Source organism: Myroides pelagicus (assembly GCF_009711055.1).
In the GTDB taxonomy this organism is placed as follows: domain Bacteria; phylum Bacteroidota; class Bacteroidia; order Flavobacteriales; family Flavobacteriaceae; genus Flavobacterium; species Flavobacterium pelagicum.
On sequence record NZ_WMJY01000055.1, the window covers coordinates 1 to 11,838 of the forward strand.

The window sequence follows — 11,838 nt, forward strand, 5'->3', positions numbered from 1 at the left end:
AGGTCTGTCCTTTTTAATTCACACACAACTTTTGAGATTGATCCCATTTTTGAATAAAATGCGATACCCTTAAAAAAGAAAAAACCTATAACTCATTGTGAATCATAGGTTTTGTGCTTTTTTGATGACTTTTAAAAAGTTATCTTTTATAAATCAGCGGAGAAAGAGGGATTCGAACCCCCGGACCTGTTACAGTCAACAGTTTTCAAGACTGCCGCAATCGACCACTCTGCCATTTCTCCAGTAGTCTGCTTTACTTTCGTATTGCGAGTGCAAATGTACAGTAAATACTGGGGTTTGCAAGAGTTTTTGTGTTAAAAAAAACAATTTGGAAGAAGCTTTTGTGGTAACTGTTTAATTTTTAAATAAATAAAGTTGTGATTATTTTTAATGTTTTTTAAAAAATGTGGAGAGAAACGGTAAGACTGTAAGTGAAAGTGGGTGAGATGAAGTATGAAAGAAAGGGAAACGAAGATTAGCGACCGTAGGAGAGGCTAAGGAAAGATATGAAACTGAGAGGGAATTAAGTGAGTTAGATTGTTAAAAAAAATGTGTAAAGGGGCTATGATTCTTGTGATTCTGTAGTAAAATCTCTATATTTGCACTTTATTTTTTAAAACTATTATGATAAAAATTACATTACCAGACGGTTCAGTGAAAGAGTTCGCTTCAGGTGTTACTCCTTTCGATGTTGCAAAAAGTATAAGTGAAGGTCTAGCAAGAAATGTTATTTCTGCAAGCTTCAATGGTACCACCATCGAAACCACAACCCCAATGACCACCGATGGTAGTTTAGTTTTATATACATGGAATGATGATCAAGGGAAGAAAGCTTTTTGGCATTCGAGCTCACACGTAATGGCGCAAGCTTTACTAGAGTTATACCCAGGGATTAAATTAACTATTGGACCAGCGATTACAAATGGATTCTACTATGATGTAGACTTCATGGATCACAAGGTAACTGATGCAGATTTTAAAAAGATAGAGGATAAAGTTTTAGAGTTGGCACGTGGTAAACATAATTTCACTATGCGTTCTGCGACTAAAACTGAAGCTTTAGAATTATATAAAAAAGAAGAGAATCCATACAAAGTAGAGTTAATCGAAAACTTAGAAGATGGAACTATTACGTTTTGTGATCACGACAATTTTAGTGATTTGTGTCGTGGAGGACATATACCTAATACAGGGATTATCAAAGCGTTTAAGGTTTTATCTATAGCAGGTGCTTATTGGAGAGGTGATGAGAATAATAAGCAATTAACTCGTGTATATGGAATTTCATTTCCTAAGCAAAAAGACCTGACAGAGTATTTAGCATTATTGGAGGAAGCGAAAAAACGCGACCATCGTAAGTTAGGAAAAGAGTTGGAGTTATTCACTTTTTCACAAAGAGTAGGTCAAGGGTTGCCGTTATGGCTTCCAAAAGGGGCAGCGCTTAGAGAGCGTTTAGAACAGTTCTTGCGTAAAGCGCAGAAAAAAGCAGGATATGAGCAGGTAGTAACACCTCATATCGGACAAAAAGAATTGTATGAGACTTCAGGTCACTATGCAAAATATGGAGCTGATAGTTTCCAGCCTATTCACACACCAGTAGAAGGGGAGGAGTTCTTGCTTAAGCCTATGAACTGTCCTCATCACTGTGAGATATACAATTCAAAACCGTGGTCATATAAGGATTTACCTAAACGATTTGCAGAGTTTGGTACTGTGTATCGTTATGAGCAGTCAGGAGAGTTACACGGGCTAACACGTGTTCGTGGGTTTACTCAAGATGACGCGCATATTTTCTGTACACCAGACCAGTTAGATAGTGAATTTAAAAAAGTAATTGATCTTGTGTTGTATGTGTTTGGATCTTTAGGGTTTGAAAACTTTACAGCTCAGGTGTCAGTACGTGATTTAGATAATCCAGATAAATACATTGGTAGTGTAGATAACTGGGAAAAAGCTGAACAAGCGATTATCAATGCAGCAAAGGATAAAGGATTAAACTATGTGATAGAAAGTGGTGAGGCTGCTTTTTATGGTCCAAAGTTAGACTTTATGGTAAAAGATGCTTTGGGGAGAAGCTGGCAGCTTGGAACAATCCAGGTGGATTACAACCTTCCAGAGCGTTTTGATTTAAGTTATAAAGGATCAGACAACGAATTGCACCGTCCTATTATGATTCACCGAGCACCGTTTGGATCAATGGAGCGCTTTATAGCAATTTTATTAGAGCATACAGGAGGTAATTTCCCATTATGGTTGATGCCAGAACAGGCTATAATCCTGTCTTTGAGTGAGAAATACGAAAAATATGCAGAAAAAGTTTTAAATTTGCTAGAAAATAGCGAAATTCGCGCGCTGGTTGATAACAGAAATGAGACTATCGGTAAGAAGATTAGAGAAGCAGAAGTTCAAAAATTTCCATATATGTTAATTGTAGGGGAGGAAGAGGAGCAAAATGGAACGATTTCTGTAAGAAGACATGGGGATTCTGGTAAGTCTAACCAAACAATGAAGATTGAGCAGTTTATCTCAATGATTCAAGAAGAAGTAAATAACTCTGTGAAACAATTTGGAGAGTAAAAATATTATGTATAACGCTTGGTAAAAACAAGCAAAAAACTTTTAGAGCCATAGCAGTAAGACACAACAGAGGTTTTAGACCTCGCGAAGAAAAGAAGGATGCGCACAGAACAAATAATGGCATCCGTGTTCCAGAAGTTAGACTTGTGGGAGATAATGTTGAAATGGGTGTATATAAGATAGCTGAAGCATTGCGTATCGCAGAAGAGCAGGGGCTAGATTTGGTTGAAATATCACCAAATGCTGAACCTCCTGTATGTAAAGTGATTGATTATAAAAAATTCCTTTACGAGCAAAAGAAGCGCGATAAAATGCTTAAGGCTAAGTCTACTCAAATCACTGTAAAAGAGATTCGCTTTGGTCCTCAAACAGATGAACACGATTACGAGTTCAAGAAGAAAAATGCTGAAAAGTTCCTAAAAGAGGGATCAAAACTTAAAGCATTTGTATTTTTCAAAGGTCGTTCGATCATCTATAAAGATCAAGGACAAATCTTATTATTAAGATTAGCTCAAGATCTTGAAGAATACGGTAAAGTAGAATCTATGCCTGTGTTAGAGGGTAAGCGTATGACTATGTTTATCGCCCCTAAGAAGAAAAAGGCGTAATCCTTACCAAAATTAAAGAAGAAATAGTAAGTAAGATAATCATTAATACCTAGGAAATAATGCCTAAAATGAAAACTAAATCTAGTGCTAAGAAACGTTTCAAGTTGACTGGTTCTGGAAAAATCAAAAGAAAACACGCTTTTAAAAGTCACATTTTGACTAAAAAATCTAAAAAGCGTAAATTAGCTTTAACGCACTCTGGATTAGTGCATAAAGCAGATGTTAACAGCATCAAAGATCAATTAAGATTAATCTAATCTTAATTACGGTTAAACAAAATTAATAACCCTGGAGTGTAGCAAACTAAGATTTGGAAGTACTTGAAAGATAGTCGCTCACTACAAAAAAACATTTAGAGAAATGGCAAGATCAGTAAACTCAGTAGCTTCAAGAGCAAGAAGAAAAAGAATTTTGAAGCAAGCCAAAGGATACTTTGGAAGACGTAAAAACGTTTGGACAGTAGCTAAAAACGCGGTAGAAAAAGCAATGCTTTATGCTTACCGTGATAGAAAACAAAAGAAAAGAAACTTCCGTTCATTATGGATTATGCGTATCAACGCAGGTGCAAGATTACACGGAATGAGTTATTCTCAATTCATGGGTAAATTAAAAGCTAACAATATCGAATTGAACCGTAAAGTTCTTGCAGATTTAGCGATGAATCACCCTGAAGCTTTTGCAGCTATCGTAAATAAAGTAAAATAATAAACGTTTGTCAAATCTGATTTATCTTACTTAATATATAAAGAGCTCTACCTTGGTAGGGCTCTTTTTATTTAACGAAAAAATTGTCAAAAAAGTAGTAAAAAGTATTTGCAGATATTAAAGAATAGTTTACATTTGCACTCGAAATACGAAAGTAAAGCAGACTACTGGAGAAATGGCAGAGTGGTCGATTGCGGCAGTCTTGAAAACTGTTGACTGTAACAGGTCCGGGGGTTCGAATCCCTCTTTCTCCGCGAAATTATAAGAAGCTACCAATTAGGTAGCTTTTTTTGCATATATAAGTTATTGTTATTCAATACTCTATATCTAAAGTAGAGTATTTTACTTATTTACTACTTATACAGCCTTATCTTCTTAATAGGTATACAAAAAGGTAGCATGTTTTTTCTAGAGGTAGCATATCTCATTTCACTAAAATTTACTGATACATATGAACAAAATACATAAACTAAATATTCTGTTTGTTATATCTAAACACAGAACTAATAAATTGGGTGTAGCCCCTCTAGCTTGTAGATTAACCCAGATTACGCATTAGGTATATTTAAAGGTAAGTCTAAAGGGTAATCCCATAAACCTACGAACCATTTTCGTCGTTTCTTGACCAGTGCTATTTTAAGCTTGATTGTGTCTTTTGTTTTTTCAAAATAAGCTCCAATAGCAAAGGTTCTATATCTTAATGTAGAAAGTGATTTTTGTGTTTTCTCCTGTAAAACAAACATTCTAAAAAGAGCCATTAGATTGTAAGCAATCATTACAAAGATCAAGGCAGCTTCGGTAGCATAGAAGTCTTTTAGATTAAAAGATTCTGCTCCAAAATCTTGTTTTAGCTCTTTGATTCTATTCTCTGCATCACCTCTTGCTCGATAGTTTTTCCATACGTCATAAGCTCCACATTCCAAGTTTGTAACATAAGCGGAGTACCTGTAATTTCTGTGTATTTCATCTTCTGGAAACAGACTTAATGTTTTTCCAGGCGCTTGTGGGCGTTTACTTATTTTTTGTCTTACAATAATAACTCTTCTAGGTTTTTCCCAATTCTTAGCTTGGTAGAAGGTATCATTTATTTGGATACCTTCATCGACATTTAGCCAAGAGGTTTGGTTATCTACTAATCTTTGTACTGGATGAGTAAACTTAGCAGCAATGATGTAGTTCATAGGTTTAGACTCTAAATGATCTAAAATATCCTTTTGAAAAAAACCACTATCTAACCGTATTAAGCCTACTTTCTTATTTCCAAAAACAGATAAAGTATCCTCTAAGAAGCTAATAAAGTTATTAGCAGAACTTGTGTCCCCACTTCGCAACCAAAAGTTGGCTACCATACGAATATCATTTACAAAAGCTATAATTGGATGATGAGATCTACGTCCGCGTTTACTGGGATTATATCCTCTTTTAGCTCCTTGTTGCTGTTCTCCATAGCGAGTTATGACAGTAGAGTCAATATCCAAGGTAAAGTAATTTAAGTTGATGTTTTTAAAAAACCACTCAAAGAAGTGCTTAGCAGTTTCAATGTTACTACTAGCATCAAACTTGGAGAAATAACGTTTATACGCATCTTGACCTGGTGAAGTTCGCCAGTTAAAGATTTTACCAAGAGCTTTATCATGTCTAGTTACTTCTGTGTGTAAAAAACGATTTGCACCACACCAAACACTAGTCATAAAAGACTCTAAGATCACATCAACATCATGTGCCCTATTAGAATTTTGACAAGGAAGACTTTCACAGGAATTAATCTGAGATTTAAAGTCTATTTTATCTAACATTTGCTTTAAAAAGACCATTCCACCCCATGGTGTAATCTCTTTGTTGGTAAAGGATAGATCAAAATTCATAGGCTTAAATTTTCTAACGCTACGCGTTAGGAATTACACTTAATAAATATACATCTTTTTCTAATGCGGAATGTGGGATTAACCTACAAAGACAAAAGGAAGCAATTTGCTACAGGTTTATTTGTAAAACCTAAATTATGGCAGAATACTAAACAAAAAGTACACCCTCCTACTGAAGAAAATGAATTTATAAATTCAAAACTGAGCCTGATTAAGAATAAGATTAATCAGGCTTTTCTATTTTTAGAACTACAGAAAACAGATTTCTCTGTTGAGCAAATCTATAAACAGTACATAGGAGAAACTCAAGATAAAGATAAATCTCTAATAGATGCTTTTTACTATCATAATAATAGAATGAAGAAACTAATAGATATAGAAATATCTCTGAATACATTAGAGAAATACATACAGACATTAAATCATCTAATAGATTTCCTGTGGTTTAAATACAAGAAGAAAGATTTCCTGCTGAAGGAATTAAGATATAGCTTCATTACAGATTTTGAGTTCTATTTAAAGACTGAAAAGAAGTTTCAACCCAATACTATTATAAAAACAATACAGAGGTTTAGAAGAGTTATTAAAGTAGCTATTGCACAAGAATATTTATTTAAAGATCCTTTCATACTTTATAAACCTCAAAAACAGAAAAAAGAAATAATATACCTGAATCAAGCAGAATTAAAGAAGCTAGAAAATTATAACTTCTCTCAAAAGAGAATAGAAAGAGTAAGAGATATGTTTGTTTTCTGCTGTTATACAGGATTAGCCTACAATGAAATGAATGAGCTAAGTAGAAAACATATTATAAAAGAGTTTGATAATAACCTGTGGATTAAAATGACACGTAGAAAGACAAGTAAAACTTTATCTATTCCTTTATTACCTAGAGCCCTTGAGTTATTAAAGAAACTAGAGAATAAAAAAGAAGAACAAGAAAAGCTGCTGCCCAAGATAAGTAATCAAAGGTTTAACTCCTATCTGAAGGAAATAGCTTTTATAGTAGGTATAGATAAATTACTAACTCATCATACAGCTAGAAAGACTTTTGCTACTACAGTACTATTATATAATGATGTACCTATAGAAATAGTTTCAAAGCTTCTAGGACATTCTAAGATAACTATGACACAAGAACATTATGGAAAAATAGTTAATACTAAGGTTAGTGAGCATATAAATAGACTCTCTAGTAAATTAAAGTAATAATGTTTATATATTTAACTGTGCCTAATATATAGGTACAGTTAAATTTATTACTAATGGAAGAACTAATTACACCATTCAATGATTACCCAATTGAATTTAAAGAACTAAATCCTGAAGATTTTGAATCTTTTAATGTACCTGACAAGATTATTATTGAACCTAATACAGATGGTTATATAAATGAAGTATTACAAAATGCAATAGAGCTGAGTACTAAAAATACTGTTGTTGTTAATGCAGGAGTTGGACAAGGTAAGACTTATTCAATAATACAACTAGTAAAGAAATATTATGATTTAGAAGGAGAAGAGTATGTTATATTTATAGCATCACCTTATATGAGCTTAGTACAACAGTACTATAATAAGACTATTGACAGTGGTATTCCTGAAAATAAAATATATAGATATGAAAACATTGGAGTAGACAGAGATATTAATCCTATAGACTCAAGAGTACATATACTTACTGTTAATGCTTTATTAGGAAATCCAGGTGAAGATGCACTAATTAACTCTCAAGCTAAAAGAGATTATATTAATGCAATGGTAAAATACTGTGAAGATAACAATAAGAAAGCAGTATTTATATATGATGAAATTCATGATGCCATACATAATTTTAAAGAAGAATATATTTTTACTTTATGGAAGTGGAGAAATGTAATACACAAAAACCTAATCATTAGTGCTACATTTAATGAAGCATCTAAAATTGTGATACAGTACCTAGCCAATCTAACTGATAAGAAGATACAACTTATAGAGTCAAAGAGAATACGTGTACCTGAAAATCAAAGTGACTTATATCTTCATTATAACAATAACCTAAGATATTATCATAATGATGAAAGTATTGTTAATCTTGTAGAATCATTAATTGCAGAGGGAAAGGATGTAGATATATTAAGTTATTCTAAGAATTTAGCAGATAATATTTGTAAAAATACTACTGAAGAAAATAGTATTGGAAATATCTTAATCAAAAAATACGGTGAGATACAAAATTGTACAACAGGTTTAGATAATAATCAAAGACCTAACAGAGAAATACCTACAAATAGATATGATTCTTCAAAATGTAATGTTGGTACTAACTTTAAAACAGGAATTAGTATTGAAAAAGAAAATCATGCTTTTGTTATTATAATGCCTCCTAAAGGAGCAAAGAGTTTATTCAAGAATGGGTATGGTATCTTCACAGATGGTATTAATGCAATTATCCAAGCATTTGCAAGACAAAGAAAAAAAGGAGAAATACATGTGATTCTACCTAGCCCTGATATAATTGATTATTCTACTGTACCTTTTTTTAGTGAAGAAGATAAAATAAAAGTGTTTAGACAGTTATATACTAATGGAAAAGAAGCATCAGAAGGTAGTGAAAACTTAGTTAAGTACATTCCTATTAATAATCAAAAGAATATTTTAGAAGATTACTATAATGATGTCTATAGAAAGAATGTAGAGGATGAATTAGAGTTTTTTAATACTAGTGAGATTCTACATACTCCTGAGATAAGATTTCCTAGTTTAGAAAGATTTATAATTACTTCAGGTGAAAAATATTTAGTAAACAAATATCCTTTCTTTGGAGGTGATTTATCTTCTATTGTAACTTATTATGCTATTACTAATCAATTTATCAATTGTAGATTAGTAAAGATACATGGCAAATCTGGAATTACAGTTAATCAAGAAACCTTAGTTGAAGATTTAACTAGATCTTATAGTAATATAATAGAGTCTGACTATTATCAGAATGCCTTATATTATACTGATTTGTTTGTTAATAATGATTTGAATAATTTTTGGAGACAAGAAGAAAATAGGGATGAAAATTACTTTTCTAATATTTTAGATAATACAGATAGAGAATTTTATATGTATTTAAGAAATGCTTTGTTTGAACATTTCAATATTAATATGCTTAGAACTAATGGGCAAATAATAACTGTAGAATCTACAAGTAACAATAAATATATTGAACAAGCAATCTTAGCTGTTTATCATAACTATAGATATTCACCTTATTATAGTATTAATACTAATGGGGATAGTTTTGCTCAACCTTATACTAGAGCAGATTATTTTAGAGCTAATATTCTACATGCTATTAATTTAAGTAATAAAATACAAGAGGGATTAATAGGAGTTGAAGATAGTACAGAAGAATTAATAGATGCTTATATGTCAATGAAGTACTTTATTTCTAAAATTACTGTTTCTAATACAACTATAAGAAGTGGAAGTAGAATTGTAAACTACATACCTGTTAGTCCTGATGCTGATTTTATTTTTATTACTGAAGATGAGTATCCTAGATTTAATAGGATGATAGATACATTACTTGCAAAAGATTACTTTATTAAAAATAATATTTTTGATTTTAAACTAGGTTTTACCAGACAAAATTCTAGTATGTCTGATAAGATTAAATATTTTTATAATGTTATAAAAGAAGCTTTCTTTAAAGGTAATAGATATAGGATTAATAACGAGGAGATTAATAAAAATGTACATAAGGTAACAGAAGAATTTTTTATTGAAGACCACCAATTAATCGAGTATCCTAATTTTCTAAACTTATTAAATTCATAAAATATAAAATCCTTCCCGTTTTGTTTTGCCCCCTATATAGTATTAAAACAAAATGGGAAGGATTTTTCAATATATACCTAAAGACACTTTTTTTGCTTACAAAAAAATCCAATTAATCCCCTGTAGTTAAATATTACAGGGGATTTTCTATATATAATAATTATTAAACTAAAAAAATTATGCAATTAAGACAATCTGAAAGAAAGAGAGCCAAGATTAAAATGGCTCTCCAAGGAAGTGCAGGTTCAGGAAAAACTTATTCAAGTTTATTACTAGCACAAGGTTTAACTAATGGTGACTTATCTAAAGTTGCTATTATAGACACAGAGAATGGTAGTGCTGATTTATATGCACACCTAGGAAGTTATAATGTACTATCACTTCAACCACCTTTTACTCCTGAAGCTTATATTAAGGCAATAGAAATATGTGAACAAGCTAACATGGAAGTTATTATTATTGATAGTATATCTCATTGTTGGGATGAATTATTAGATTTTCATTCTAAGCTAGTAGGTAATTCTTTTACTAATTGGGCTAAGGTAACACCTAGACAAAAAAGTTTTGTAGATAAGATACTACAGAGTTCAGCCCATATAATAGCTACCATGAGAACTAAACAAGATTATGTACTCAATTGAATATTCCACTGAAAGTGAACAGTCTATTCCGGTATGAAAGTGAACAGTTCTTCGCCTTGTTTTTTAGTAGTATAAATATAGCTAAAAAGTGTTATTGTTTTTTGATTATTTTTCTGAGAGATTCACCTTCTAATTCAAAACGAATAGCAGAGTGAATTATTCTATCTAAAAGCGCATCTGCAATTGTTTTTTCAGAAAATAAATCATGCCATGCTTTTACAGGTATTTGTGAGCAAAAGATAGTTGTTTTATGATGGTTACGATCCTCAATAATATCCATTAGTATAAGTTGCTTATCACCAGTAATGGGGTGTAATCCAAAATCATCTAAAATAAGTACATCAGTGGCGCTTAATTTTAGCAATTCCTTTAAATAACTACCATCAGCTTTAGTCATAGCCAAACGATGTAATAGTTTACCTAAATTGTAGTATTTTACTTTATAACCCGCTACACAGCATTGAAAGCCAAGTGCAGTAGCTAAGTAGCTTTTTCCAGTTCCAGTACAGCCAGTAATGATGATATTTTCATTTCGATCAATGAAGCTACAATCTGATAACCTTATAAAAGTATTTTTATCTAAGTTTCTCTCAGCAGTAAACCTTACCTCTTGTAGACTAGCTTGATAGTGGAATCTAGCATTTTTTATAAGCCGCTGAGTCTTATCATTATTTCTTTGGTTATCTTCTGCCTCAACTAACCAGGCTATAAACTCGTCATTGGTAAAAGAGTCTATAGTCTTAGTTTCTAAGGATGATTCATAGGCCCTTTTCATACCATTAAGCCTAAGTTTTTGCATTTTTTCAATTGTTGCGTTAACATTCATAAACATAAAGATTTAGTTAAAATAATTATTTCCTCTGATATTTTCATGTTCAGGGATAGATTGTACGTCTTGTTCTAATTCCTGTTGATCTAATCCGTTTTTTAAAATATTCTCAATAGCCTTATAGCTTATATGTTCATAAGCTAACGCACGTTTACAAGCTAAGTTTAATCTATTGTTTCCTACTTTACTGGCAAAAGATAAAACAGCTACACATGATTTAAAGCTTTGCTCTACAAAGGTTTGTTTTTGCAGTACTTTCCCAATAAAAGCTTTTGTTTCAGGGCCTATTTTATTGGCCCAACTAAGAAAATACTCTTCACTCCAACCCGCATTATATTGGCTTTTTGGCGGCAAATGCTCCTTTAAGGTTGAGTATCCACTAGTTCTCCTATTACGAGGATGAACAGCAATGCGTTGATAGTTATGATAGATTTCAACAATATTTTGATCTACAATAAGAGTTACTTTCTTTCCTAAGTACTGATATGGAACACTATAGTGGTGTTTGTCCTCTCTAAAATCAACGTGGTAGTTTTTTAATACAGTAGCTGTTTTATAAGTTTTAATAGGATATAAATCAATTGGTAAAGATTTAAGTGCTTGTTTTTCAAAGTCTAAAAACATCTCTGTTCGGCTGCTTTGTTTCTTTTGAAAAGGATGGTCGTTGTAAGGCTTTAAAAGTTTTTTGATAGCTGTGTTTAGCTGATTTAAACTGTAAAAGACCTGACCATGTAGTTTGGTGTATATTCGGCTATAGGTAATGTTTGGATATTCCACCCAATACTGCACCACTTATTCCGG

Annotated in this window: 9 protein-coding genes, 2 tRNA genes and 1 pseudogene; 8 read left to right on the forward strand and 4 right to left on the reverse strand. The window is 32.0% G+C overall.

Annotated elements, in window-relative coordinates; all coding sequences use genetic code 11:
* Positions 1-157: 157 nt before the first annotated feature.
* Positions 158-242: transfer RNA gene (locus tag GJV77_RS14025), tRNA-Ser, on the reverse strand.
* 382 nt (positions 243-624) lie between these two features.
* Between GJV77_RS14025 and thrS the strand changes: the two genes are divergently transcribed.
* The 5 genes from thrS (at position 625) to GJV77_RS14050 (ending at position 4,144) form a co-directional block, all read left to right on the forward strand.
* Positions 625-2,577 carry a threonine--tRNA ligase gene (thrS, locus tag GJV77_RS14030; protein ID WP_155036961.1) on the forward strand — a complete coding sequence of 651 codons (1,953 nt, stop codon included), beginning with the start codon at positions 625-627 and terminating at the stop codon, positions 2,575-2,577.
* A gap of 50 nt (positions 2,578-2,627) precedes the next feature.
* The gene (infC, locus tag GJV77_RS14035) at positions 2,628-3,185 is read left to right on the forward strand and encodes a translation initiation factor IF-3 (protein ID WP_162521639.1); all 558 of its coding nucleotides are present in this window, start codon (positions 2,628-2,630) and stop codon (positions 3,183-3,185) included.
* 59 nt (positions 3,186-3,244) lie between these two features.
* Positions 3,245-3,442, forward strand: coding sequence for a 50S ribosomal protein L35 (gene rpmI / locus GJV77_RS14040; protein WP_155036962.1), 198 nt, complete (start codon positions 3,245-3,247; stop codon positions 3,440-3,442).
* Positions 3,443-3,545: 103 nt separating this feature from the next.
* A complete protein-coding gene (gene rplT / locus GJV77_RS14045) occupies positions 3,546-3,890 on the forward strand; it encodes a 50S ribosomal protein L20 (protein ID WP_155036963.1) in 345 nt (114 codons plus the stop codon).
* 169 nt (positions 3,891-4,059) lie between these two features.
* Positions 4,060-4,144: transfer RNA gene (locus GJV77_RS14050), tRNA-Ser, on the forward strand.
* Positions 4,145-4,438: 294 nt separating this feature from the next.
* Here GJV77_RS14050 and GJV77_RS14055 read toward each other — a convergent pair.
* On the reverse strand, positions 4,439-5,755 hold the full coding sequence (locus tag GJV77_RS14055; protein WP_155036964.1) for an IS1380 family transposase: 1,317 nt from the start codon (positions 5,753-5,755) through the stop codon (positions 4,439-4,441).
* A 63-nt stretch (positions 5,756-5,818) separates the two neighbouring features.
* On the opposite strand from GJV77_RS14055, the gene GJV77_RS14060 reads away from it, so the two are divergent.
* The 3 genes and pseudogenes from GJV77_RS14060 to GJV77_RS14070 form a co-directional block, all read left to right on the forward strand.
* On the forward strand, positions 5,819-6,964 hold the full coding sequence (locus GJV77_RS14060) for a tyrosine-type recombinase/integrase (protein WP_155036965.1): 1,146 nt from the start codon (positions 5,819-5,821) through the stop codon (positions 6,962-6,964).
* 56 nt (positions 6,965-7,020) lie between these two features.
* Positions 7,021-9,567: a DEAD/DEAH box helicase family protein gene (locus tag GJV77_RS14065; RefSeq protein WP_155036966.1), complete on the forward strand. Its 2,547-nt coding sequence runs from the start codon at positions 7,021-7,023 to the stop codon at positions 9,565-9,567.
* Positions 9,568-9,746: 179 nt separating this feature from the next.
* A pseudogene (locus GJV77_RS14070) lies at positions 9,747-10,205 on the forward strand (AAA family ATPase); the annotation flags it as partial.
* A 94-nt stretch (positions 10,206-10,299) separates the two neighbouring features.
* On the opposite strand, the gene istB reads toward GJV77_RS14070, so the two are convergent.
* Together istB and GJV77_RS14080 are read right to left on the reverse strand one after the other, a co-directional pair.
* Positions 10,300-11,034 carry an IS21-like element helper ATPase IstB gene (gene istB, locus GJV77_RS14075; protein ID WP_155036967.1) on the reverse strand — a complete coding sequence of 245 codons (735 nt, stop codon included), beginning with the start codon at positions 11,032-11,034 and terminating at the stop codon, positions 10,300-10,302.
* Between the two features lie 12 nt (positions 11,035-11,046).
* Complete coding sequence (locus tag GJV77_RS14080) at positions 11,047-11,814, reverse strand: Mu transposase domain-containing protein (RefSeq protein WP_193563682.1); 768 nt, start codon at positions 11,812-11,814, stop codon at positions 11,047-11,049.
* Between the last annotated feature and the right edge of the window lie 24 nt (positions 11,815-11,838).

Bases quoted from the DNA above. Each gene is read 5' to 3' on its own strand.
- thrS (WP_155036961.1), top strand. From the start codon at position 625: ATGATAAAAATTACATTACCAGACGGTTCAGTGAAAGAGTTCGCTTCA.
- rpmI (WP_155036962.1), top strand. From the start codon at position 3,245: ATGCCTAAAATGAAAACTAAATCTAGTGCTAAGAAACGTTTCAAGTTG.
- rplT (WP_155036963.1), top strand. From the start codon at position 3,546: ATGGCAAGATCAGTAAACTCAGTAGCTTCAAGAGCAAGAAGAAAAAGA.
- GJV77_RS14055 (WP_155036964.1), bottom strand. From the start codon at position 5,755: ATGAATTTTGATCTATCCTTTACCAACAAAGAGATTACACCATGGGGT.
- GJV77_RS14060 (WP_155036965.1), top strand. From the start codon at position 5,819: ATGCGGAATGTGGGATTAACCTACAAAGACAAAAGGAAGCAATTTGCT.
- GJV77_RS14065 (WP_155036966.1), top strand. From the start codon at position 7,021: ATGGAAGAACTAATTACACCATTCAATGATTACCCAATTGAATTTAAA.
- istB (WP_155036967.1), bottom strand. From the start codon at position 11,034: ATGAATGTTAACGCAACAATTGAAAAAATGCAAAAACTTAGGCTTAAT.